The 25,180-nt window shown below is 47.2% G+C and carries 25 protein-coding genes and 1 pseudogene; 24 read left to right on the top strand and 2 right to left on the bottom strand.

From position 1 onward, the window contains the following. The first annotated feature begins 29 nt into the window (after positions 1–29). From pgsA to AC0YNT_RS21635, 16 genes and pseudogenes are all read left to right on the top strand, one after another. Positions 30–608, top strand: coding sequence for a CDP-diacylglycerol--glycerol-3-phosphate 3-phosphatidyltransferase (gene pgsA / locus AC0YNT_RS21710; RefSeq protein ID WP_167280687.1), 579 nt, complete (start codon positions 30–32; stop codon positions 606–608). 81 nt (positions 609–689) lie between these two features. Next, the gene (locus AC0YNT_RS21705; RefSeq protein WP_475806508.1) at positions 690–1,940 is read left to right on the top strand and encodes a competence/damage-inducible protein A; all 1,251 of its coding nucleotides are present in this window, start codon (positions 690–692) and stop codon (positions 1,938–1,940) included. A gap of 265 nt (positions 1,941–2,205) precedes the next feature. Next, positions 2,206–3,261: a recombinase RecA gene (gene recA, locus AC0YNT_RS21700; RefSeq protein WP_167280685.1), complete on the top strand. Its 1,056-nt coding sequence runs from the start codon at positions 2,206–2,208 to the stop codon at positions 3,259–3,261. 123 nt (positions 3,262–3,384) lie between these two features. Beyond that, the gene (locus AC0YNT_RS21695; protein ID WP_475806507.1) at positions 3,385–4,065 is read left to right on the top strand and encodes a regulatory protein RecX; all 681 of its coding nucleotides are present in this window, start codon (positions 3,385–3,387) and stop codon (positions 4,063–4,065) included. Positions 4,066–4,247: 182 nt separating this feature from the next. Next, the gene (gene rny / locus AC0YNT_RS21690) at positions 4,248–5,789 is read left to right on the top strand and encodes a ribonuclease Y (protein ID WP_167280683.1); all 1,542 of its coding nucleotides are present in this window, start codon (positions 4,248–4,250) and stop codon (positions 5,787–5,789) included. A gap of 72 nt (positions 5,790–5,861) precedes the next feature. Continuing rightward, a complete protein-coding gene (locus AC0YNT_RS21685) occupies positions 5,862–6,659 on the top strand; it encodes a TIGR00282 family metallophosphoesterase (protein ID WP_167280682.1) in 798 nt (265 codons plus the stop codon). 139 nt (positions 6,660–6,798) lie between these two features. Next, the gene (locus tag AC0YNT_RS21680) at positions 6,799–7,059 is read left to right on the top strand and encodes a stage V sporulation protein S (protein WP_005550495.1); all 261 of its coding nucleotides are present in this window, start codon (positions 6,799–6,801) and stop codon (positions 7,057–7,059) included. Between the two features lie 131 nt (positions 7,060–7,190). After that, entirely contained in the window at positions 7,191–8,135 is a 945-nt protein-coding gene (locus AC0YNT_RS21675) for a dipeptidase (protein WP_475806506.1), read from the top strand. Between the two features lie 197 nt (positions 8,136–8,332). Beyond that, a complete protein-coding gene (locus tag AC0YNT_RS21670) occupies positions 8,333–10,066 on the top strand; it encodes a 2-oxoacid:acceptor oxidoreductase subunit alpha (protein WP_475806505.1) in 1,734 nt (577 codons plus the stop codon). 2 nt (positions 10,067–10,068) lie between these two features. Next, positions 10,069–10,935, top strand: a complete 867-nt coding sequence (locus tag AC0YNT_RS21665) for a 2-oxoacid:ferredoxin oxidoreductase subunit beta (RefSeq protein WP_441889028.1) — start codon at positions 10,069–10,071, stop codon at positions 10,933–10,935. Positions 10,936–11,016: 81 nt separating this feature from the next. Then, entirely contained in the window at positions 11,017–11,592 is a 576-nt protein-coding gene (gene pduL / locus AC0YNT_RS21660) for a phosphate propanoyltransferase (RefSeq protein ID WP_475806504.1), read from the top strand. A gap of 144 nt (positions 11,593–11,736) precedes the next feature. Beyond that, a complete protein-coding gene (gene miaB, locus AC0YNT_RS21655; protein ID WP_475806503.1) occupies positions 11,737–13,308 on the top strand; it encodes a tRNA (N6-isopentenyl adenosine(37)-C2)-methylthiotransferase MiaB in 1,572 nt (523 codons plus the stop codon). Positions 13,309–13,339: 31 nt separating this feature from the next. Next, positions 13,340–13,825 (top strand): YlbF/YmcA family competence regulator, encoded by a 486-nt coding sequence (locus tag AC0YNT_RS21650; protein WP_167280676.1) that lies wholly within the window; start codon positions 13,340–13,342, stop codon positions 13,823–13,825. A 93-nt stretch (positions 13,826–13,918) separates the two neighbouring features. Further along, on the top strand, positions 13,919–15,082 hold the full coding sequence (locus AC0YNT_RS21645; RefSeq protein ID WP_475806502.1) for an iron-containing alcohol dehydrogenase: 1,164 nt from the start codon (positions 13,919–13,921) through the stop codon (positions 15,080–15,082). A gap of 306 nt (positions 15,083–15,388) precedes the next feature. Beyond that, positions 15,389–15,859, top strand: coding sequence for an NUDIX hydrolase (locus AC0YNT_RS21640; RefSeq protein WP_475806501.1), 471 nt, complete (start codon positions 15,389–15,391; stop codon positions 15,857–15,859). Positions 15,860–15,879: 20 nt separating this feature from the next. Further along, positions 15,880–16,896 (top strand): annotated as a pseudogene (locus AC0YNT_RS21635) (S66 family peptidase). 62 nt (positions 16,897–16,958) lie between these two features. Here the strand turns inward: AC0YNT_RS21635 and AC0YNT_RS21630 are convergent. Further along, on the bottom strand, positions 16,959–17,576 hold the full coding sequence (locus AC0YNT_RS21630) for a biotin transporter BioY (RefSeq protein WP_475806500.1): 618 nt from the start codon (positions 17,574–17,576) through the stop codon (positions 16,959–16,961). Between the two features lie 113 nt (positions 17,577–17,689). On the opposite strand from AC0YNT_RS21630, the gene AC0YNT_RS21625 reads away from it, so the two are divergent. Both AC0YNT_RS21625 and AC0YNT_RS21620 read left to right on the top strand, forming a co-directional pair. Beyond that, on the top strand, positions 17,690–18,535 hold the full coding sequence (locus tag AC0YNT_RS21625; protein ID WP_475806499.1) for an ATP-binding cassette domain-containing protein: 846 nt from the start codon (positions 17,690–17,692) through the stop codon (positions 18,533–18,535). Further along, positions 18,529–20,223, top strand: a complete 1,695-nt coding sequence (locus AC0YNT_RS21620) for an ATP-binding cassette domain-containing protein (protein ID WP_475806498.1) — start codon at positions 18,529–18,531, stop codon at positions 20,221–20,223. The genes AC0YNT_RS21625 and AC0YNT_RS21620 overlap by 7 nt, the downstream gene beginning before the upstream one ends. 539 nt (positions 20,224–20,762) lie before the next feature. Here the strand turns inward: AC0YNT_RS21620 and AC0YNT_RS21615 are convergent. Further along, a complete protein-coding gene (locus tag AC0YNT_RS21615; RefSeq protein ID WP_475806497.1) occupies positions 20,763–21,953 on the bottom strand; it encodes an MFS transporter in 1,191 nt (396 codons plus the stop codon). Between the two features lie 149 nt (positions 21,954–22,102). Here AC0YNT_RS21615 and lepB point away from each other — a divergent pair, with 149 nt between their 5' ends. The 6 genes from lepB to AC0YNT_RS21585 all read left to right on the top strand — a co-directional run bounded on the left by lepB (position 22,103) and on the right by AC0YNT_RS21585 (position 25,106). After that, positions 22,103–22,639, top strand: a complete 537-nt coding sequence (lepB, locus tag AC0YNT_RS21610) for a signal peptidase I (protein ID WP_475806496.1) — start codon at positions 22,103–22,105, stop codon at positions 22,637–22,639. A gap of 26 nt (positions 22,640–22,665) precedes the next feature. Continuing rightward, entirely contained in the window at positions 22,666–23,475 is an 810-nt protein-coding gene (locus AC0YNT_RS21605) for a VanW family protein (RefSeq protein ID WP_475806692.1), read from the top strand. A gap of 81 nt (positions 23,476–23,556) precedes the next feature. Then, positions 23,557–23,880: a DUF3889 domain-containing protein gene (locus tag AC0YNT_RS21600; protein ID WP_475806495.1), complete on the top strand. Its 324-nt coding sequence runs from the start codon at positions 23,557–23,559 to the stop codon at positions 23,878–23,880. A gap of 104 nt (positions 23,881–23,984) precedes the next feature. After that, positions 23,985–24,296 carry a heavy metal-binding domain-containing protein gene (locus AC0YNT_RS21595; RefSeq protein ID WP_167280666.1) on the top strand — a complete coding sequence of 104 codons (312 nt, stop codon included), beginning with the start codon at positions 23,985–23,987 and terminating at the stop codon, positions 24,294–24,296. 119 nt (positions 24,297–24,415) lie between these two features. After that, complete coding sequence (locus AC0YNT_RS21590) at positions 24,416–24,796, top strand: DnaJ family domain-containing protein (protein WP_475806494.1); 381 nt, start codon at positions 24,416–24,418, stop codon at positions 24,794–24,796. A gap of 1 nt (position 24,797) precedes the next feature. Next, positions 24,798–25,106: a rhodanese-like domain-containing protein gene (locus tag AC0YNT_RS21585; RefSeq protein ID WP_475806493.1), complete on the top strand. Its 309-nt coding sequence runs from the start codon at positions 24,798–24,800 to the stop codon at positions 25,104–25,106. The last annotated feature ends 74 nt before the right edge of the window (positions 25,107–25,180 follow it).

Here is a 25,180-nt window from a genome sequence, read left to right as displayed (position 1 = left end):
AATTCGGATTTGACCGGGGGTGTGAACAAATGAACCTGGCGAATAGGATAACGCTGGCCAGAATTATTTTAGTGCCAATCATTATGGTATTTCTGCTCGTCAACATTGATATTAAGCCGCTTGAGTTTGGCGACGATTACTCCATTACATACAATCAGATCATAGCTGCTATTATTTTTATCATAGCGGCAAGTACTGATGGGCTCGATGGCTACATCGCACGTAAGAACAAGATCGTTACGAATCTTGGGAAACTGCTTGATCCGCTTGCAGACAAACTGCTTGTTGCGGCTGTCCTGATCTCACTTGTGCAAATGGACAAGCTTGCGGCGTGGATGGCGATCGTGATTATCAGCCGTGAATTTGCTGTAACAGGTTTGCGTCAGATTGCTTTGCTTGATGGCAGTGTTATGGCTGCGAGCACTTGGGGCAAATGGAAGACAGCTGTTCAAATTACGATGATTATTTCGCTCTTGCTCAACAACTTCCCGTTCTCGTTTATCGATTTTCCGTTTGACGAGATCATTAGCTGGCTGGCCGTTCTGATTACGGTGTATTCCGGTTTTGATTATTTCTTCAAGAATAAACATTTGATTCCTGTGCAATAAACATAAGTAATGATAAAGCATCTTTCCTGAAGAGGAGAGGTGCTTTTGCTTCCTAATGCTAAAAATCAAGGGGGAAATCGAATGAAAGCGGAAATTATTGCAGTTGGTACGGAGCTGCTGCTTGGTCAGATAGTAAATACAAACGCACAGTACTTGTCAAGAAAGCTTGCTTCGTTTGGCATTGATGTTTACTTCCAAACGGTAGTTGGCGATAATCCCGCCCGCATTCGTGAAGCAATTGAGATTGCGCGTGAACGTGCAGATTTGCTCGTCTTTACTGGTGGTCTTGGTCCTACACAGGATGACTTGACGAAGGATGTGCTCGCAGCATATTTGAATCGGGGGCTGTCTATCCACCAGCCATCCATGGATAAGATCGAGCAAATGTTCAGCTCCCGAGGCATTCATATGGTGGAGAGCAATAGGCGGCAAGCGTTGATGATTGATGGCTGCGCACCAATCGATAATGAAGCGGGACTCGCCGTTGGGAATGGGCTTTCTGAAGAGGGGACACATTATTTGCTGCTTCCTGGTCCGCCGCGCGAAATGAAGCCGATGATTGAAGGCCCGGGTGCAGAGTGGCTGCGATCTATCCTCAGTACGGAAGAGCCGCTGTATTCACGGGTTCTTATGTTTGCAGGTATTGGCGAATCTACGCTTGAAGCGAAGCTTATTGATCTTATCGAAGCACAATCTGATCCTACTATTGCTCCTTATGCGAAGGAGGGGGAAGTAGCGATCCGTGTGTCAACGAAAGCGGCTAATGAAGCAGATGCAACGGCGAAACTCGATAAAACCACCGCGGACATCATGCAGCGTGTAGGTCAACACTTATATGCAAGAGAAGAGATCACATTAGAAGAACAGGTTGTACAGATGCTTAGGGCTTCCAGAAGAAAGCTGTCGACAGCGGAGAGTATAAGCGGAGGGCTGCTAGCGGAGCTAATTACCGGCATTCCTGGCAGCAGCGGCGAATATTCAGGCGGTGTCGTAACCTATACAAACGAAATGAAGCATAAGCTGCTTGGCATTCCAATGGCCCAACTGGAGGGTGATGGAGCACCAGGTGCGATCAGTGAGTCCACTGCTGCGATGATGGCTGAGCGAGTGCGCCAGATTGGTGATTCGGATTTTGGTGTATCCTTAACGGGTGTTGCTGGTCCGGCACAAGCAGAAGGCCATCCTGTAGGGCTTGTCTACTATGCCGTTGCAGAGCGGGGCAAGCCGACGGCGGTCTTTACCGGCCACTTCTCAGGAACTCGAGCGATTATCCGGATTCGAGCAGTTAAAGCTGCGTTATATCAATTATGGCTTAAACTAAGCGAACAGTAATTTGTCGGATTAACGTGAAAAAGCTTGCCTGATTGTACCAATTCCGTTATAATTGTCAGTATACGGAAGAACCGTGGCGAAGATTACTTTGCTGCGGTTTTTTTATGTCTATTTTTAAAAGCTACTTAAGATGGGGAAAACCGTTTCACCCTAGGAATGAAAGGACGTGGAAATAAAAAGACGAATGTATGTTCGAAAAAAAGCTTGGCTTTTGACTAGAAACAAGGTATCATACAATTATAAATGAATGAAGGATGTGAGTGGCTTGTCGGATCGTCGTGCTGCTTTAGAGATGGCTTTACGTCAAATTGAGAAACAATTTGGTAAAGGTTCCATCATGAAATTAGGAGAATCCACACATATGCAAGTTGAAACCGTGCCGAGCGGTTCCCTTGCTTTAGATATTGCACTTGGAATTGGCGGTTTGCCGAGAGGTCGTATTATCGAGGTTTATGGACCGGAATCTTCCGGTAAAACAACAGTTGCCCTTCACGCGATTGCGGAAGTACAACGTATTGGCGGACAAGCAGCGTTTATTGATGCCGAGCATGCGCTCGATCCATCGTACGCCAATAAGCTTGGCGTTAACATCGATGAGTTGCTGTTGTCTCAACCAGATACAGGCGAGCAAGCTCTTGAAATTGCAGAAGCTCTCGTACGCAGCGGCGCGGTTGATATTATCGTTATCGACTCCGTTGCGGCTCTTGTACCAAAAGCAGAGATCGAAGGCGACATGGGTGATTCCCACGTTGGTCTGCAAGCACGTCTGATGTCGCAAGCACTTCGTAAATTGGGCGGCGCAATCAGCAAGTCGAAGACAATTGCAATCTTCATCAACCAATTGCGTGAGAAAGTCGGCGTCATGTTTGGTAACCCGGAGACAACGCCAGGCGGACGCGCACTCAAGTTCTATTCTTCCGTTCGTCTTGATGTACGCCGTATTGAAACAATTAAACAAGGCAACGACATGGTCGGTAACCGTACACGTATTAAAGTCGTTAAGAATAAAGTTGCTCCGCCATTTAAGCAGGCTGAGGTCGATATTATGTACGGTGAGGGCATTTCGAGAGAAGGAAGCCTTGTCGATATTGGTACAGAGATGGACATCGTTCAGAAGAGTGGAGCATGGTTCTCCTACAACGGTGATCGCTTAGGACAAGGCCGCGAGAATGCGAAGCAGTTCTTGAAGGACCATCCGCAGATTGCTGCAGTAATCGAGAAGCAAATCCGTGAACAAAGCAACTTGTCTGCTACGGCAGAGCCAGCTGACTTCTCGAAAGATGATGACGACGATTTCGATGAGTCGGAACTTGATGATTAATAATTCAACTTTCGCAGCTATGAATCCATACTGCGGAAGTTAAGTTAATAGCTTAGGAGCAACGCCGTCCCATTGAGGGCGGCGTTGCTTCTTTTTCGCCATAACGAACGGAGTGAGTCCTGAATGGTTATCGAGATTTCAGCGGTCGAGCAGGACCGCAAGGAACGAAAGCGTTACAATATCTTTACGAATGGCATGGAAGAGCCTTTATTCTCGGTGCACGAGGATTTATTAATTAAACACCGATTATTTAAGGGCACGTCGCTCACCACGGATGAAATTACAGAGATAACGGAAGAAGATGATCGTTACAGGGCTTATGCGCTCGCTATTTACTATTTGGGGTTCAAAGCAAGGACTCGCAAAGAAATTGAGCAATATTTGATGCGCAAGACGTTCGAGCCGGAGCCAATTGCTTATGCGCTTGAACGTTTAGAATCGGAGCATATTGTTGATGATGAAGAGTATGCGCGGCAATTTGCCAAGCAGCGTATCCGTTATAGTCAAAAGGGCAGCCGTTGGATAAAGCAGGAGCTGCAGCAGCGAGGAGTAACAAATCAAGCTGCGTCAGAAGCACTGAAAGCCATCGACCGGGATGATGAACTTGCGTCAGCGATTCATGCCGCAAAGAAGAAATGGCGCTCTCTTAAAGGAGAAAATAGAGAGAAACGTCAAAAACTCCTCTCCTTTTTAATGCGAAGAGGGTTTCCTTCGGATGTCGTCAAAGAGGCAGCAAAAGCAGCAATAGATGAAGCGGAAATGGAACAGGTAGATGACGATGATGGGCTTTTGCTTGACAATTGATTTTGCCAAAAGATAAAATAAAATTGTATTCCTTTTATATCAGATCAATTTTCCTTCCAAAAGTTGATTTGAAACGATTATTTTCGTCAATAAGTTTTGAGAATGAATCGGTATGGAAACCGGCTAAAAACCTAATATCATCCCAAGCATTGCCTTGGTGAATGCAACGAGGAGGTGAACAAATGGACCCTATTTGGACGGTGTTGATCTGTCTCGTTGTTGGCGTTATTTTCTTTGGGATTGGTTATTTTATTCGCAAGTCGATTGCCGAGGCCAAAATTTCCAGCGCTGAGCAAGCTGCTGTTGTCATCGTAGAAAATGCGAAGAAGGAAGCAGAAGCTCAGAAGAAAGAAACGGTGCTCGAAGCAAAAGATGATATCCACAAACTCCGTACGGAGGCTGAAAAAGACATCCGAGAGCGGCGTAATGAGTCTTTACGTCAAGAAAGACGTTTGCTCCAGAAAGAGGAGTCGCTGGATAAAAAGATAGAAGCACTCGAGCGCAAAGAAGAGTTAGTTGCCAACAAAGAGAAACGGATCGATGACACACAAGAACAAATTGATTCCATTTACAAGCAGCAGCTTAGTGAATTGGAGCGTATCTCCAGCTTGACTATGGAGGATGCGAAATCGATTATTTTGTCGAATGTGGAACAGGAAGTACGTCACGAAACAGCACAGATGATCAAAGAGATCGAGCAGCAGGCTAAAGAAGAAGCCGATCGTAAGGCGCGGGACATTATTTCACTCGCTATTCAACGTTGTGCGGCGGATCACGTAGCAGAGACGACTGTATCAGTCGTAACGCTGCCTAACGAAGAAATGAAAGGCCGCATAATTGGACGTGAGGGCCGTAATATCCGTGCACTCGAAACATTGACTGGTATCGATCTAATTATCGACGATACACCGGAAGCGGTCATTCTGTCAGGCTTTGACCCGATTAGACGTGAAATTGCTCGGACTTCACTTGAGAAGCTTGTTGCAGATGGTCGTATACATCCGGCTCGCATTGAAGAGATGGTCGAGAAGTCCCGTAAGGAAGTGGATGAGCGGATCCGTGAATACGGTGAGCAAGCTACTTTCGAGGTTGGGGTTCACGGTTTGCATCCTGACTTGATTAAAATTCTAGGACGTCTGAAGTATCGGACAAGCTACGGTCAGAACGTGCTGAAGCACTCGATGGAAGTTGCTTACTTGACAGGCCTTATGGCTGCAGAGCTTGGCGAAGATATTACTCTGGCTAAGCGCGCAGGCCTCCTGCACGATATCGGCAAGGCACTTGACCACGAGGTTGAGGGCTCACATGTTGAGATCGGCGTAGAACTGGCGAAGAAGTACAAAGAGCATCCTGTTGTTATCAACAGTATCGCTTCCCACCATGGAGACGTAGAAGCAACTTCTGTAATCGCGATGTTAGTAGGAGCAGCGGACGCCTTATCTGCCGCACGTCCTGGCGCACGTCGTGAAACGCTTGAAACGTACATTAAACGTCTGGAGAAGCTGGAAGACATTTCGGAGTCGTTCGACGGCGTTGAGAAGTCTTTCGCAATCCAAGCAGGACGCGAAGTCCGTGTTATGGTTCAGCCTGAGAAGATTGACGATACGGAAGCATTCCGACTTGCACGCGACATTACGAAGAAAATCGAGAGTGAACTCGATTATCCGGGACATATTAAAGTTACGGTTATTCGTGAGACCCGTGCAGTTGAATATGCGAAGTAACACAAGCAAATAGCAAGAACGAAAAGTGGCTGCTTGTCAGCCACTTTTTTTGCATAATAAAGGAGTGGCAGAGTGAACGTATTATTTATTGGTGATATCGTAGGTAGTGTAGGCCGTAAAGCCCTGAAGCAGGTGCTTCCGGCACTTAAAAGTAAATATAATCCGCATATTATTATCGTGAACGGTGAGAATGCTGCAGCAGGCCGTGGCATTACACAGACCATTGCCCGTGAGTTTTTTGAATGGGGCGTTCATGGTATTACGATGGGCAATCATACCTGGGACAATAAGGATATCTTTGAATGGATAGATGAAGAGCCACGTATCGTGCGTCCGGCTAACTTCCCGGAAGGGACTCCTGGCCAAGGTTATGCACTAATCAAAGCAAACGGCAAACAGTTAGCTATTATTAATCTGCAAGGCCGGACATTCCTGCCGCCAATTGACTGCCCATTCCGGAAGGCAGAAGATCTAGTTACACTCGCGAAAGAGAAGACCAACAATATTTTGGTTGATTTCCATGCAGAAGCTACCTCTGAGAAGATTGCTATGGGTTGGCATTTGGCTGGGCATGCTTCGATTGTAGTTGGTACCCATACCCATGTACAGACGAATGATGACCGCATTCTGCCGGGCGGAACAGCCTATCTTACAGATGTGGGTATGTCTGGTCCTCGTGACGGTGTGCTCGGTATGGATCGTAATGCTGTCCTTCATAAATTTTTGACGCAGCTGCCTACTCGATTCGTCGTGGACGAAGGGGATTGGCATTTGCATGCGGTATCGGTTCACATTGATGATGCGACTGGTGAAGCTACGAAAATTCAGAAAATCCGGTTGACGGAAGATGAATGGCTGCTCATGCAGTAGCTATATGAATATTCGAAAAGTTTAGTCAATTCTGAATTGTGTTGAAAGTTATTAGGATAATAGCAGGAATTTTTTAACCTCTCTCGAATACTATCTAAATAGTGGAATCCATCCATCATTCCCGAGGAGGTCCTTTTTCATGGAAGTATTAAAAGTTTCAGCAAAGTCCAATCCAAATTCCGTTGCAGGTGCGCTAGCCGGAGTTTTGCGTGAGCGCGGCGCCGCTGAATTGCAAGCCATCGGGGCGGGTGCACTAAATCAAGCGATCAAGGCTGTAGCGATTGCTCGCGGATTCGTAGCTCCGAGCGGGGTGGATTTAATCTGTGTGCCGGCATTTACTGACATTGTGATTGATGGAGAAGATCGTACAGCGATAAAGCTAATTGTAGAACCTAGGTAATTCGAATAACCAAACGTCAAGTGCGGGGCTGAATTAGACCGGGTATTTGAACCTGTTTACGTAGTAGACAGGTTTTTTGCTTTGTTGGAGTTAATCGAGTTATTTATCTTGGTTGCAAAAGGCGGTGCGAAATGACCTTTACGGTGGCGGATTTTCATTGTGATGTATTAAGCAAACTGCTGGTCGATCCGAGGCTTTCTTTTCGAGATAGTGAATCTAATGCTCTTGATGTGACGTATAAGCGATTAAAGGAATCAGGTGCTGTTCTTCAGACGTTTGCCGTCTACATACCGGAAAAGCTTAATGGCTCTATTGAACCTATTCTAGAAAGTATCGATCATTTCTATGAACAGGTGCTTACTTGTCCGGACATGATGCTTATTCGCAATCAAGCTGATTTAAGAGAGAGTCTCGCTGCAGGAAAGATAGGTGCCTTGCTGTCCCTTGAAGGAGTAGACGGTCTGCAGGGCAGCATCCCCATTCTAAGGCTTCTACAACGCCTTGGCGTGCGAGCGGCAGGACTAACCTGGAATTATGCAAACTGGGCCGCAGACGGCGTTATGGAGCCTCGTGGAGGGGGTCTGACGGCGAAGGGGAGAGCATTCGTCCAAGAATGCGATAATCTGGGTATACTGGTGGATGTATCGCATTTATCTGAGCGGGCGTTTTGGGATGTAGCGGATTTAGCCTCAAGGACGATTATAGCTTCTCATTCAAACGCAAAAGCGCTTCTTAACCATCCCCGTAATCTGACGGATGAACAAATAAAAGCTATTCTCGCTCTGCAGGGCTTAATCGGTGTGACATATGTACCTTGGTTCGTAGCCGAAGGGGAGCAGGTCACAATCGATCATGTGCTAAGACATATCGAACACATATGTGAGCTTGGCGGTGAGCAGCATCTTATGCTTGGATCAGACTTTGACGGAATCGATAAATATGTAAGTGGTTTAACTCATCCTGGTGAGGTGTACAGGCTTCGGGAGGCTCTGCTGAAAAGGTACTCGGAACAGCAGACTAAGCAGTTTTTATCGGGTAATGCGCTTTCATTTTTAGCTGCCCATTTGCCGGTGTAATGAACCGCTTTGTCCGATCTTAATCCGCTATAAATTCAATCGAAAATGATTATGTGATCATTAAGCGTTTACATCTTGCAATTTTCAAACCACACCTTTACACTTGTTGTGACTGTTTATTCATAATATAAATTATTGTTGGATATTGCCTTAGTAATGTACGCGGCTTAAGCCATCAAAAAGAGGAGATGGGCGTTTTGATTAGTCAATTGTCTTGGAAGATCGGAGGGCAACAAGGGGAAGGCGTCGAAAGTACGGACCGTATCTTTTCCACGGCGCTTAACCGGCTTGGGTATTATCTATATGGATATCGTCATTTCTCGTCGCGAATTAAGGGCGGACATACGAATAATAAGATTCGAATCAGCACATACCCAATTCGGGCGATCTCCGATGATCTGGACATCCTCGTGGCGTTCGACCAAGAAAGTATAGATTTGAATGCAAAAGAGCTTCGCACCGGCGGCGTAATCGTGGCAGATGCGAAGTTTAATCCGGTTGTACCTGAAGGAATCGATGCTAGACTCTTCGCAGTACCAATTACGAAGATGGCAGAAGAGCTTGGTACTTCCCTAATGAAGAACATGGTTGCTTCCGGCGCATCCTGGGCACTGCTTGGGCTGCCGCTTGAAGTATTCAATAAAGCAGTAGAAGAAGAGTTCGGACGTAAAGGCGCAGCAATCGTGGAGAAAAATATCGAAGCGGTTAAGCTTGGTGCGGAGTTCGTTCTAGAGCAAGCGGGTGGACCGCTTGACGAGTTTAAGCTGGGTGATGCAGATGGCCAGCAAAAGCTGTTTATGATTGGCAACGAAGCAATTGGCCTTGGTTGTATTGCAGCAGGCTGCCGACTCATGTCAGCGTATCCCATTACTCCCGCATCTGAGATTATGGAATATCTTATTAAGAAGCTTCCTGCACTTGGCGGTACAGTTGTTCAAACGGAAGACGAAATCGCAGCTGTTACGATGGCAATTGGCGCTAACTATGCCGGTGTCCGTACGATGACGGCATCTGCCGGACCTGGTCTGTCGCTGATGATGGAGGCAATTGGCCTTGCAGGTATGACGGAGACTCCACTTGTCATTGTGGATACGCAGCGCGGTGGTCCTTCCACAGGCTTGCCAACAAAGCAGGAGCAATCCGACTTGAACGCGATGGTATACGGAACGCATGGCGAGATTCCAAAGATCGTTATCGCACCGGCATCGATCGAGGACTGCTTCTATGATATGATCGAAGCCTTTAACTTAGCTGAGCAGTATCAAGTTCCAGTTATCGTGATGACGGATCTTCAGCTGTCGCTCGGCAAACAATCCTGTGAGCCGTTTGACTTTAATTCGATCCAGATCAACCGCGGCAAGCTGGTAGAAGAAGGGCCTGAGCTTGAGCAGCATCAGCTGTTCAAGCGTTATGAGTTCACAGAAGACGGCGTATCGCCTCGTATACTGCCTGGTGCCAAAAATGGTATTCACCATGTTACTGGCGTGGAACATGACGAGACAGGACGTCCTTCGGAGAGTGCCACTAACCGTCTGAAAATGATGGATAAACGTCTGCATAAGCTGGATGATCTCTTCATTCGTGAAGGTCTTCGTGTTGATACTCCTAACGAGACACCGGATCTTCTCATTATCGGCATGGGCTCAACAGGCGGCACGATCGATCAAGCCCGCGAATGGCTGGCAAACGATGGTATTACAACGAACCACATTACGATCCGTCAGATTCATCCGTTCCCAACAGAGCAATTGCTTCCTCACTTGCAACAGGCGAAAAAAGTTGTTGTTATCGAGAACAATGCGACGGCACAGCTCGCTGGCCAGATCAAAATGAATGCAGGTTTTGCTGAAAAAATCCGCAACCTGCTGAAATATGACGGCAATCCGTTCCTGCCATCTGAAGTTTATAAAGCGTGCAAGGAGTTGGACTAATTATGGCAACGTTTAAAGAGTTTAGAAATAATGTGAAGCCGAACTGGTGCCCGGGTTGCGGAGACTTCTCCATCCAAGCAGCTATTCAACGTGCGGCAGCTAATGTAGGCCTGGAGCCGGAAGAGCTTGCTGTCATTTCGGGTATCGGCTGTTCCGGCCGAATTTCCGGTTACATTAATGCATATGGCCTTCACGGTATTCATGGCCGTGCGCTTCCGATCGCACAAGGTGTTAAGCTTGCCAACCGCGAGCTGACAGTTATCGCATCTGGCGGTGATGGCGACGGATTCGCAATTGGTATGGGTCACACCGTGCATGCAATTCGTCGTAACTTGAACATTACGTATATCGTAATGGATAACCAAATCTATGGTCTGACGAAGGGGCAAACGTCTCCACGAAGCGCTGAAGGCTTCAAGACCAAATCGACGCCTGAAGGCTCGATCGAGTCGACATTGTCGCCGCTTGAGATTGCCTTATCAGCAGGCGCTACCTTTGTAGCCCAATCGTTCTCCAGTGATCTGAAACAGTTGACTGCCTTGATCGAAGCAGGTATTAAGCATGAAGGCTTCTCGCTGATCAATGTATTCAGCCCATGTGTAACGTTTAACAAAATCAACACATACGACTGGTTCAAAGAAAATATCGTTAACCTGGAGCAATTCCCGGATTACGATCCTACGAACCGTGTAACCGCGATGAATAAAATCATGGAAACAAACGGCATGCTGACGGGTCTGATCTATCAGAATACGGTGCGTAAGTCGTATGAGGATATGATTACCGGCTTCCGCCCGGAAGCGCTGGCTAAACAAGATCTTTCGCTGTCCGAAGAGCACTTCGCGAAGCTTGTAGCAGAATTTAAATAAGTGTATGATGGGCATACGGCCTTTTTTCACAAAAAGCCGTATGCTTTTTAATTTTGATAGGATTACAAAGGAGTAGAATCAATGGAACAAAAATTAGTGCCCGTGGGCGTATCGGCAAGACATATTCATTTATCTGCGGAGCATGTCGCTATATTATTTGGAGAAGGCAGCGAACTGACGGTTGCTAAACCGTTGTCGCAGCCTGGTCAATATGCTGCTAATGAGACGGTTGCAGTCATCGGACCAAAAGGTACTTTCCCGAAAGTAAGAATTCTAGGTCCTGTACGTTCGTCTACACAACTGGAAGTATCGCGTACAGATGCGTTCTCGCTTGGTGTAAACCCGCCTGTACGGGAATCTGGCAATACTGCAGGCTCGGCCGGCATTACCCTTAAAGGACCAGCTGGTGAAGTGACAATTGAAGAGGGCGTAATCGTTGCTGCTCGTCATATTCATTTCCATACCTCTGATGCCGACAAGTGGGGAATTGCCGATAAACAACAGCTGAAAGTTCGCTTCCAAGGCGAGCGTGGCGTTGTATTCGAGCATGTAATCGCTCGTGTATCTCCAGACTTTGCACTGGATATGCATATTGATACCGACGAGGCGAACGCTGCAGGCATCAAGAACGGCGACACAGCAGAAATCATCGATTAGGTCGATGAGTAGATAGAGAGGCTGACAAGCGGTCATACACCGTTGTCAGCCTCTTTTGTCGGCCACGGATTAATAGATATCAATGTGGCAGTTATGCTATAATTTTGTATTAGGGATATTTCATGTAGAGGGAAGTGAACAACCATGTCTAAGGGTAAAGCTCAAGCCGACAAGGTTAAAGACTATTCCAAATACTTTGACTTCTCGGATGCTAAGGTACTAAGTGAGGAAGACGGGGTAACGACCTATCGGATTAAAGGCCGGAACGTTCAAATTAACTCCACGCCTGATTACAAAGAAGAAAAGAAACGCGGCAAAGAAGACATTGAAGTTCATTATGATTTCATCATTCCTGAGGAGCTTCAGTCACTCGGTAAGGGGAAATTTTACTTAATACAAACATACGGCTGCCAAATGAACGAGCATGACACAGAAGTGATGAAGGGCATGTTCGAAGAAATGGGCTATACAGCCACGGAAGACCGCCAGCAGGCGGATGTGATCCTGCTTAATACATGCGCTATTCGGGAGAATGCCGAAGATAAAGTATTTGGTGAGCTTGGTCATCTGAAGACGTTAAAGCTGCAAAAGCCAGGTTTACTGCTAGGTGTTTGCGGATGCATGTCACAGGAAGAGTCGGTAGTAGGCAAAATCCTGCAAAAGCATGCTTTTGTCGATATGATTTTTGGTACTCATAACATTCATCGGTTACCGCATTTGTTACAAAACGCTTATTTCAGCAAAGAGATGGTCGTTGAGGTATGGTCCAAAGAAGGCGACATCATCGAAAATATGCCCAAGAAGCGGGATGGCATGCGTGCATGGGTCAACATCATGTACGGCTGCGATAAATTCTGTACATACTGCATTGTACCCTATACAAGGGGCAAGGAGCGCAGTCGTCGTCCTGAGGATGTGATTGCCGAGGTTCGTGAGCTCGCTCGCCAAGGGTTTAAAGAGATTACTCTGCTTGGACAAAATGTAAACGCCTACGGCAAGGATTTTGAAGATATCACTTACCGATTTGGCGATTTGATGTTTGATATTTCAAAAATAGATATTCCTAGGGTTCGTTTTACGACCAGCCATCCGCGGGATTTCGATGATCATCTAATTGATGTGCTGGCTGAGGGAGGCAATTTGGTTGAGCATATTCATCTGCCGGTCCAATCCGGCAGCACGGAAGTACTCAAACGAATGAGTCGCAAATATTCCAGCGAACTCTATATGGAGCTAGTTGCCAAGATTAAACGGGCGATTCCGAATGTTTCTCTTTCAACCGATATTATCGTTGGTTTCCCTGGTGAGACTGATGAGCAGTTTGAGGAGACGATGTCGTTAGTTCAGAAGGTTGGATTCGACTTTGCCTATACGTTCATCTATTCTCCTCGTGAGGGAACACCTGCAGCAGGTATGGAAGACAATGTCCCTGCGGAAGTGAAGAAGAAGCGTCTGAAGAGGCTCAATGAGCTGATGGCAGAGCTTGGCCGCAAGAGCCATGAGCGAATGGAAGGCGAGATTGTTGAGGTGCTTGTCGAAGGCGAGAGTAAGAACAATTCGCATATTTTGGCGGGCCGGACTCGAACAAATAAGCTCGTTCACTTAGAAGGTCCAAAGGAATGGATTGGACAATTTGTACATGTTCGTGTAACAGAAGCAAAAACATGGTATATTAAAGCAGAACCTTTGGCGAATTCCGCCAGCAATGTATCTTAAGATGTGACTCAAATAATGGGAGAGATGATAGATGTCCGAACAGCAGACTGCAGTTAATACTCACCACCATCATGATCATGAGCATGGCCATACGTGTGATGTGCCGAAATTTGATACACGTGACCTTCTCGTACGTGATGATATTATGGAAAAAGCGAAGGAGCTTGCTGGCCTGATCTTTACTTCCGAGGAAGTACAGCAATATCGCCGTGCTGAGAAGCAAATTCAAGGCAATGACCGCGTTCAATCGCTTATCACAATGATCAAGAAGAAGCAAAAAGAAGTGGTAGCCTTTGAAACAACTTTCAAGAATGAGCAAATGGTGAAAAAAATCGAAGGCGAAATGGAAACGCTGCAGGATGAACTGGACGGCATTCCAATCGTATCGGAGTTCCAGCAAAGCCAATCCGACATTAACTATTTGCTGCAGCTTGTTATCTCAATCGTTCGTGATACCGTATCAGAGAAAATCAATGTAGAAGACGCTCAAGTTGAAGCGCCTGAAGAATGTGACTAAAATAAATGGAGAGGCGGTTCTTTTTTATGAAGAACGCTTCTCTTTCTTTTTCACCCAATAAAAATCATGTTCCTTAAAGGAGAGAGATAAACCATGAATCCATTTACATACTATAACCCTACCCGCCTGCACTTTGGTGAAGGGCAATTGAAACAGCTTCCTATCGAAGCAGCTAGCCTTGGTAAACGTGTACTGCTTGTCTACGGTGGTGGCAGCATTAAGCGTAACGGACTATATGAGCAAGTTCTTGCGAAGCTGAATGAAGCAGGCTGTTCAGTTACTGAGCTGAGCGGAGTTGAGCCTAACCCGCGTCTATCGACGGTACACCGCGGTGCTGACCTATGTCGTTCAGAGTCCATTGATTGGGTACTAGCAGTTGGTGGCGGCAGTACGATTGACTGTGCGAAAGCAATTATTATTGCTGCGAAATATGAGGGGAACTTCTGGGATGTCGTCAGCCGGAAAGCGAAGCCGGAAGCGGCTCTTCCGCTTGGTACGGTCCTTACACTTGCAGCAACCGGTTCAGAGATGAATTCCGGTTCTGTTATTACGAATGAAGAAACGCTCGAGAAGCATGGCTGGGGCAACGTTCTTGCTTACCCGACCTTCTCGATTCTTGATCCTGCGTTTACGGCAAGTGCTCCAAAGGATCATACGGTCTATGGTATGGTCGACATGATGGCACATGTGATCGAGCAATATTTCCATCACGATGCCAATACGCCAGTTCAGGACGGTTTCTGTGAGACGATCCTGCGTACGGTTATTGCTACGGCTCCAGGCCTTGTGAATGATCTGACGAATGTGAAGCTGCGTGAGACGATTCTGTATTGCGGCACAATGGCACTGAACGGTACGCTGTCGATGGGTGTAATCGGCGATTGGGCGAACCATGATATGGAGCATGCCGTCTCCGCTGTATACGATATTCCGCACGGCGGTGGTCTAGCCATCCTGTTCCCGAACTGGATGAACTACGTGGTTGAAGATAATGTAGGACGCTTTAAGCAATTCGCGGTAAATGTATTCGGAGTTGAAGCAGCAGGCCGTGACGATCTCGAAGTTGCTCGCGAGGGAATCGCGAAGCTCCGTGAGTTCTGGAATTCGATCGGCGCTCCTTCGCGCCTCGCGGATTATGATATTGACGACAGCAGACTCGAGGAAATGGCGGAGAAAACAACAGGCAGCGGTACACGCGGCAACTTCCGCAAGCTGAAGAAAGAAGATGTGGCGGCGATTTATCGATTGTCGCTGTAAGGAATTGAGTGGGGAGAGGCTGTCTTACTCCTCACATTAGCCCCTCACAACGCAATAGCTAAACTTAAAGATCCAGCCTAATTTTTTTACTAGAATGGTTGGTGGTAGTTCTATTCTCACAAAGAGTGGATTTCGATCGGAAGAACAATTCGTATGAGGCAGATGCTGTTTAACCTATAAAAGAGGGGTTATCCCATCGTCATTTTGATGACTTTTGGGACAGCCCTTTTTTGTTTTGTTATATGAAGGGATATTTGAAACGGATGTCGTATTTTTTAATCATTATAAATTCAGAGGGATGAATCTATGTCTAACAGTCCGAACTATATTCGATTTATTCGTGAGAAAGCAGGACATGAGTTAATCTTTCTCAATTTTGCAGGGGCGATTATTTGCAATGATAACCATGAAATTCTGCTGCAGAGGAGAGGCGACCGCAATGCCTGGGGGTTTCCAGGAGGTGCAATGGAGCTTGGAGAATCTGCAGCAGAAACGGCAGTTCGTGAGGTTTTAGAGGAAACAGGGTTAACAGTGGAGGTGGAGCACCTTATCGGTGTGTACACTAAATATTTTGATGAATATCCGAACGGAGATAAAGCTCAGACAATTGCGCTCTTTTTCAAATGTATGCCTATTGAAGGAGAACTAAATGTTGACGGAGATGAAACGCTGGAGCTGGCTTATTTTCCAATTACTGCTGTCCCAACGCTCTTTGTTCAGCAGCATCAGGATGCCTTAGAAGATTATTTGGCAGAACGTTCGGGTTGTTATAGATAAGGCTAAAAAGGGGGATTTGTATGATTCAATATCCGCTGCTTCACAAAGGGGCGACAATAGGGGTTACGGCGCCTTCCTCAGGAGTAAGTGCAGACCTGCATGATATGTTGAGATCAGCCTGCAGCCGTATGGAGGCCAATGGATACAGCGTGATTTGCGGTTAGACCGTGTGGACGGAGCATAAAGCAAAGTCAGCTACTGCGAAAGTAAGGGCTGCGGAATTCAATCAGATGATGATGGATGATGCGATCGGAATGATTTTTCCACCATGGGGTGGTGAGCTGCTGATCGAAGTGTTGGAGTTTATCGATTGGGAGCAGATCAAGAGCAAGTGGATAATGGGCTATTCTGATATAAGTGTATTATTGCTGGCCGTTACATTAAAGACAGGAATCGCCACGGCACATGGGGCAAATCTCATTGATCAGCGAGGAGAATGGTCCGATCAGACGACAGGGTTGTGGGAAAACGTTTTAACTACGAACATCGGGGAATCTGTCGTTCAGCAATCATCTCCCTATTATCAAAAAGAATGGAACCATGACGATCCCTCTCCATGTGTTTTTCATTTGAATGAGCCAACCTCTTGGAAAGTTGTTTCGAACGAGGCTGTGAAATTTCAAGGCCGCTTACTAGGTGGTTGTATCGATGTTATCAGACATTTAATTGGGACTCCTTACGGCGATGTCCGGCATTTTCAACATCATGTGATCTCGCAAGAACCTATTGTGTGGTATCTGGAAAATTGTGAGCTCAATACAGTAGATATACGGAGATCACTTGTGCAAATGAAGCTGGCTGGCTGGTTTGACCATTGTGCAGGTATTTTGTTTGGCAGAAGTGCGGTTAATCGGCCAGTCGGTAACTATACGTTGGAGGATATGTATCAGGAGCTTGCGGGAGAATTTGAGATTCCGATTGTTTATGATATCGATTGTGGTCATGTTCCTCCTCAAATGACGTTTATAAATGGAGCTTTGGCAGAGATTGAAGCAGGGGATGGAAAAGGAGTTGTGAGGCAATCTTTCGCTCCTTAATGGGGTTAAATATATATTAATTAAAAGAACCATCCGTCGTCAAAGGATGGTTCTTTATTATTTTAAGCAGTTGTATGGATCGACTTGTTACCTTTTGTCGATTGGATTGACGACTGAATTCGTTGAATATATGGTTTAAGAGATAGTACAATAATAACCGCTACAAAGGATTTGATCGCGTCGCCTGGCAGGTATGGATAACAGGCGGCGGTCATTGCTTTGCCGAAGTCTAGACCCGTAACATGCATCAGCCAAGGTACTCCAGGTACATAAGTTAGGAACGAACCTAGCAATTCAAAAACAATAAATAAAGCAATAATGGAGAAAATGCGGTTACGCATGATGAATTCAGTCCGGAAGAGTGCTTGAGTAGCAAAGCCAATCAATAGAGCACAGAATGGGAAGGCAAAAATAAATCCGCCTGTATGCCCTGTTAAAGTCTCAAGTCCCCCTTTGCCACCAAAAAGTGGCAGGCCTGTTGCCGCTAGGGCAATGACGATCACAATGGAGATAAAGCTCTTACGCGGACCTAGAATGGCACCGGCCAATGTAACGGCGAGCGTCTGGAGAGTAATAGGCACGTAAGAACCAACTTTAATCTGAATGGCGCTCATAACAATGAAAAGGGCTGCGAATAGGGCGATAAATACGGTGCTTCGAATAGAACTACTTGTGCGCATAATGGATCGACTCCTTTAGTTATTGCGTTTTTAATGTTAACCATTTATATTTGAATTAGGTTAACAAATCGGATTTTAGCACAGCTTTATCATTTGGGGAAGAGGTTAGATGAATGTTTTTGGTAAAAAATTTGGTGAAGCTGTCCAATGTGTCAGTAAAGCCTCTTACATATGGAGAACAATTAAATGCTCAGCCATACTTGCTTCACCAAATTGATGTGTCGATGGCTGGAGGGGAATGGATCACCTTTATTGGCCGCAACGGAAGCGGGAAAAGTACACTGGCAAGGGTAATCGCGGGATTTGGTGCGATGCATATAGAGGGAAGGGTTGAGCGGGATCCGGTTCGTTTTGTAACGGGGCAGGTTCCAATTGTTCTGCAGCAGCCCGATGCTTCAATGATTGGTTCGACGCCATGGGAAGATGTCGTCATGATGCTTGAGCAGCATGGAGTAGAAGGTTCTAAGATTCCAGAGTTTGCGGAAGACGCGCTGCGTCTAGTTGGTATGCATATTCGAATGCATCAACGCGTTGAGACCTTATCCGGCGGGCAAAAGCAGCTGACGGCAATAGCAGGCTGCCTAGCCGTGCAATCGCCTATGTTAATCCTTGATGAAGTAACAGCGATGCTGGATCCCGAAGCCTGTATTCAAGTCATGGAGAAGGTGCGGGAGTTGAATAAACGAGGAGTTACCGTCATCTGGATCACTCAGAAGCTTGAAGAGCTTACAGCAGGTGACCGTGTATTGGCACTCGAGCAAGGGGAAGTGCGTTTTGATCATAAAGCAGAGAGTTTCTTCGCGAGGGATGAGGATGGCCATAGCATCTGTGAGAGTATGGGCTTCACGGCTCCATATGTGATACAAACCGCATGGGAGTTAGAGAAGCTAGGGTTGCCGCTTGAACCGCTGCCTATGACACCTGAGACGTTAGCGAAGGCGGTGCAACAAAGATGGTAGGGGATTGGAAGTTAAATCAGGCAACGGTTGTTGCACAAAGTGAACGGGAAAAGGAATTGCTGAGCGGGATTAATCTTACTTTCCGTTCAGGTGCCATTACTTTACTTGTTGGCCATAACGGCTCAGGCAAATCAACCTTATTGGAGACATTAGCAGGATTAAGACGCCTGCATAGTGGGGGTATCGAACAAGGCAATGAATCGTTGTGGACAAGCGCAGGTAGAAAACCCCGGTTAAACAAGTCTATCGTGATGAATACCGGAATTGCGCTGCAGCAATCGGAATCACAATGGTTCGCTTCAACCGTTAGGGAAGAGTTTGACTACTCTCTTAAACCATATGGAATCACAGCGGAGGAGAGGGAGAAAAGGATTGTCAGTGCAATGGAGCAGGCGGGGCTGCCACTGGAATTGTTTGAACGGGATCCTTGGACGCTAAGCGGAGGACAGCAGCGAAGGCTTGCGATCGCATGTTTATTGGCATGCGAACCGCAATGGCTGCTGCTCGATGAGCCGACGGCGGGGTTAGACGCCGACGGCATCCGCCGCCTGTGCGCGATGCTTGATGCGCACAGGGCGGCGGGGCGCGGAGCGGTCGTGGCAACGCACGACCTAGACGCGCTGCTGCCGCTCGCGGACGAAGTCGCCGTTATTGACGGCGGCTCTGTCCGCGAAGCGGCTCCCGCGGCCTCGTGGGCGGCGACACACGCCCACGAGGCCGCAGCGCCGCAGGCACAGCGCGCGCTTGCGCAGCTGCGCGCGGCAGGGTTTGCGCCGCCGGCGGAGCCAAGCGGCGCGCCGTGGCCGGCGCCGCGCGAGCTCGCGGCGCTATTGGCGGCGCAGTGCGCCGCTACACCCGTGCAGGCTGCTGCTGCGCAAACCGCAGCCGCCTGCACGGCAACAACAGAGCCGCCGCAGATCTCGGCGGCTCCCACTACAACCACCACGCTCGCGCAGCCTAACCGGCTCGCTTCGCGCTTCGATCCGCGGGCGCTAATCGCCGCGTATCTGCTGCTTGCGACAACGATCCTGCTCCAGCATAGCTGGACAGGGCTCGCTGTCGCCGCAGCCTTATCCGCAGCAGCGCTAATCCCGCTGCGGGAACAAATAAGGCCCTGGATGAAGGCCATCCGGGCCTACATCATCATGATCGCAATTATTGCCATTATTGCGGGACTGCATCTTAATCCGGTCTCTTTTGACTGGGCACCGGCGATGCAAAACATACAGCGCTTCAGCGGGCTTCTGCTCGTCATGATGCTTGGCATGCCGCTTATGGCTCTCGTAACACCTCTTCGTGTGCAGCGAAGCTTGGAGCAGACGTTTGGCTGGTTGAATCGATTTAAAGTTCCAGTCACACAAGTTGCGTTAACGGTCACCTTAATCTTCCGCTTCATTCCGCTCCTTGCAGATGAGTGGGAGCGATATGTTAAGATCGCTCATGCACGGGGGAAAGCAACAACAGCATCCGGATCACTTCCATTCCGAATGCTGCTTCCTGCAATGGTACCCTATATTCGTTCTTTACTTCGTATGGCAGAGCAAATGGCAGATGCGCTGGAAGCACGGGGCATCGGACACCCGGCTGCAAAGCCAACCCAAGGCCTGCGTCTGCGATTTAGCCGAGAAGATATGCTGATTGCTATATTCGCTGCAACTGCCGCAGCCATCCTGATCTTTATTCGTTGATCTAAATCATTTAATTGAACTGATACTAATTAGTTAGTCTCAATGATTAACCGAACTGATCTTTATTAGTTTCTGTCAATCAATTTACTGTTCTGATGCTTATGAGTTGTCTTGATAGTGTAACCGTTCTGACCCAAATAATTAGCCACATTAATTAAATGATTATGATGATCCTGACTCTTTTAGTCAGCCCCTGAAATCTAATTAATATTTAACTTCGTTAATGATCAAGGGCTCAAAGGCAAAATGCAAGAGAGCTCTCTCTTCATCAAACTCCTCACTACACCAGCTGGACTTAGACCACGCGAAATAAGAACCTGCGAGGGTCTTATGCGGTGTTTATTAAGTTGTATTAGTAATCATAAGACCCTCACAGGGTCTTATTCTCTTAATCTTGGCAAAAAATTAAACTAACATGAGCATCAGAAGTACAATAAGACCCTGCCAGGGTCTTATACAGTAATCGTTATATGTAACTGGTAGTCATAAGACCCTCTGAGGATCTTATGACTACTATCCCATAGGACAACCCAATCACCCTACTTCAATACTCCATGAATCATCTTCTTCCGATCATGCCTATAAAACACAACACATAACAGAACAGCCATTAATCCAAAAACTCCGCCAAGAGCGAAGCCGCTGTTTAAACCCCAGCTTTCGTTCAACCAGCCTGCTAGGAAGGGACCGGCGAACATGCCAGCTGCGTATACCGCTTGATACAGTCCCATAGCGGTAGCGCGGCCTTGGGGATTCACGTCGCGAATGGCGAGCCCAAGAAGAAGTGGAATATGCAGGCCTTGGGCAAAGCCATTAATGATCTGTGTAAACATAAGTACCCAAATATTATGAACGAAGCAGATCGATACGGTGCAGATCGCACTAAGAACGAAGCCTGTGCCAATCGTGACCCAGTTGCCAAACCGGGGTGCGAACCAGCTTGCCGTGAACATCGAAGCGAGAGCATGCGGCGCCATGAAGGCGAACACGAGCAGGGTAAGCTCGAGTCCGCTGCTGCCCAGTGCCTCAGCTTTGAGCGGCGTAAATCCGAACATCGTAATGAATAGCACACAATGCGCAAGTAAAGACAGCATAGCTACCTGCAGCAGAAGCTTCGTTTGGATCACACTTCGAATCATCGAGAACGAGATTCCGCTGCGCTCATGCAGCGGTTTGTCTGGTTCATGAATAAGAAGTGCGAGCAGCAAGCCAATTCCTCCGATAACGGCCCCGAGCACAAATGGAGCATCTTCTCCAAATCCATCGGACATCCACCCACTAAGCAGCATGCCGATCATTTGACCGGAGACGGTCATCACACTAATATTGCCCATCGCTTTAGTCGCTTCCTCAGCGGCAAAATAATTCGCATACATCACCGTAAAAGCGACCCATGTCGAAGCGCATAATCCTGCCATTGCCCGGCCCGCAAGCGGCCACAACCAGCTTCCCGGAATAATGAACAAGAGACAGCTGACACTTGCAGCCAGCATGCCAAGCAGTATAAACGGTTTTCTTTTCCCCCAGCGATCAGACAACATCCCTAATGGAAAACGAATGAGCAGCTGCACAAAGCCGTAGCTGCCAAGCACAATACCGATTAAATCAAGCGACAGCCCTCGTGTGCTCAAATACGGAGACAATGTTGGTACGTATGTATACATCGCAATCCAGAACATTAAGGTAACCGTCATAAAAAGTAGTCGATGATTTCGTGTTGATGGTTCCATTCCTGCTACCTCCCTCATATAAATCTACTTTATAAGACATGCCTCAGCCTGTCACTTCTAATTTTGCTTACCTCCAAGAAACCTTTCACCGGGTAGAAGCGTTATAGGTGTGGCCCCTGTCAATTTTTTCTAGTGCAAGGGGTGCTGGAATGGATGAACAACTAACCAGGAAAACCGTAGTGTTAAGAGAGCTTCGAGATTGGACGCTGTCTATAATCTTGGCGATCATCATCGCATTACTGTTCCAAAATTATGTTTACGCACAATCCGAAGTACATAACATCTCTATGCAAAATACACTTGTCGCAGGTCAGAGACTGATCGAGGATAAATGGTCCTATCGGTTCAAGTCACCAGAACGTGGTGACATTGTTGTCATCCATGGCCCAGAAAGCCCCTTAAGGTTAGTAAAGCGAGTAGTAGGACTCCCCGGCGATATCATTGATTTGCGGTATGGTGCTGTCTATTTGAACGGGATGAAATACGTAGAGCCCTATGTGAAAGGGAAAACGTTATCTGGAACAATGTCATTTCCGTACACCGTTGCACCCAAGCAGTTGTTCGTCATGGGAGATAACCGCGAGCATAGTGAAGACAGCCGGGCGATTGGCCCAATTGCTTTTTCCAGTATCGAAGGGAAGGTTGTTATCCGAATTTGGCCTCTTACCAAATTTGGACTTCTATGAGAGGAGACTTAGGGTTGAATAGTCTGATGCAGCATCGTCCGGTTAAACGATCGATATTACGCCTGAAAGCGGGCAAATGGTGGTTTACCAATAAGAGGAGAATGAAATGGCTGCTAAGCGGAACAAAGCTGGCCAAGATCCGCAAAGAGCAATCTTTGCCGTATGTCGTTTATACACATGGAACGCCGTTAATGAGACAGCTGCGCAATGTCGAGATGTGGCTCCAGACGAATAAAGTCATAAACTTGCGGCTGGCAGCGGAAAAGCTGAACGGGATGGTTCTGATGCCTGGCGAGACCTTTTCCTACTGGCGTGCAATTGGCAAGCCTACAAGGCAAAAAGGATACGTTGACGGAATGATCTTATTTTATGGGACTTTTAAGACGGGGGTTGGCGGGGGACTCTGCCAGATGTCGAATCTTCTTTATTGGATGACGCTGCATACTCCATTGCAGGTTGTTGAGCGGCATCGCCACAGCTACGATGTATTCCCTGACGCAGGACGCACACAGCCCTTTGGGAGTGGAGCAACCTGTGCATACAATTATTTAGATCTGCAAATCTATAATCCGACGGATGAGCCGTATCAGTTGGTCGTAGGTCTAACGGAAGATAAGCTTGTGGGAGAATGGCGGTCATCGCTGCCGGCCACATACCGTTACGAAGTGATTGAGAAAGATCATCGCATCGAGTTAAAGCCTTGGGGTGGTTATATCCGGAGCAATGCGATTTATCGAAAAAAGTATGCTCTGGAGGAAGGTGACCTGCTGGGTGAGGAATATATTACTGGCAATGAAGCGATTATGATGTACGCACCATTGCTTGAGCAGAGCTGACAATGTATGCTTGCCGCTTTCTACAGCCACACTAACCTATAGACCAATTTTTTGAGATTGGAAAATAGGAGGCTGTACGGGATGAGATCCTTGAGACAACCGTTGATCTATATGATTCTAGTCACGATGTTTGGTATGGCTGCTCCATCGATGGCGCATGCTGAACCGGCATATGCCAAATACGGCAGAATTGCGATGCAGGAGGCAGCTAACCGGTATCCGGAGGCTGACATAATCGATTACAAATATGAAGGACGTTTTCCATCCGGGACAACGAATGCGGAAGAGCGGTTTGTGTTATGGCTCAGGGGAGCCGGCTCCGAATTTGGTGTGCGGGTCCGTATACAAGTGGTGGCGGATACAGGCGATGTGAGAGACGTCCAACTAGAAGAGATCAGGCAGTAGTTAGGATTTAAAAAAATGAAACATCTGACGGAAGCTGACGTATTTCATGATAAGTCTTTTAGTTATAAAGTAAAGTTTCATCATACCGAGAGGGGTAAATAATCATGTTAGTGTCAACAACTGCAACGCTTGAAGGGCATCCTATTATCGAATATTCAGGTATTGTAACGGGTGAAGCAATAATGGGGGCGAATGTTGTCCGCGACTTTTTCGCTTCGATCACCGATATTGTTGGGGGTCGTTCGGGAGCCTACGAAAGCAAACTGAAAGAAGCAAGAGATGTCGCTTTTGCCGAAATGAAAAATCAGGCTTCACGGCTTGGAGCAAATGCGATTGTTGGCATCGATATTGACTATGAGGTTGTACGTGACGGCATGCTGATGGTAGCCGTGAGTGGTACGGCAGTACGAATTTAACAAACTTTAGAGGAAGCTTCCGGCTGACCGGGGGCTTCTTTTCCATTCCAATGACCTTACGCTAGACATCGAATACTTGAAACCGTTACAATTCAGAAGTATAGGAGGCGGGATCGAATATGGATTTCATGTCCTCAATGGTTGAACAACGCATTAAGGAAGCAATGGCAAAAGGGCAATTCGATAACCTGAAAGGCAAGGGTCAGCCACTGGAGCTTGAGGATAACTCTCATGTGCCGGAAGAGCTGCGTGTGGCTTACAAGCTGTTGAGTAATGCAGGCATGATTCCAGAAGAGATGGTTATCCAGAAGGAAATCGTGAGTCTCCGTGATCTGATCCGTTTATGCCAGACTCCCGATGAACAAGCTGTCTTGAAGAAGAAGCTGACCGAGAAGGAAATCAGGTATAAGATGCTCATGGAAGCTCGGGGACTGCAGCAATCACCTGCCTTTCAGCAGTATGAGTCTAAGATCTTGAAGAAATTTGAAGGAGTGGAATGACGTGTATTCCGAAATTACACCAGCAGAAGTAGAAGAGCGCCTGATGAGTGGCGAGAAATTGCATTTGATCGATGTTCGCGAGGATGATGAGTGGGAATCCGGACATATTCAGGAAGCAGTTAGTCTTCCTCTATCTGTGTTCGGAGAACGCTTTGGCGAGCTGCCGAAAGACGAATCACTGATTATGGTTTGCCGCAGCGGTGGTCGCAGTGGAAAAGCTTGCGATTTCCTGCATGCACAAGGCTATAAGGTAACGAATATGACCGGCGGCATGCTCGCGTGGAACGGCGAAGTCGCATACGGCAAATAATAAGGAAGCGTGCATAGTGGGATTCCCCATTAGCACGCTTTTTTTTGTGCATGGCAACTCCATTCGTATCATAT

This window comes from Paenibacillus sp. J22R56 (genome assembly GCF_056269375.1).
The sequence above is the reverse complement of the archived record's forward strand: the minus strand, read 5'-3'. Positions and strand labels throughout refer to the sequence as shown.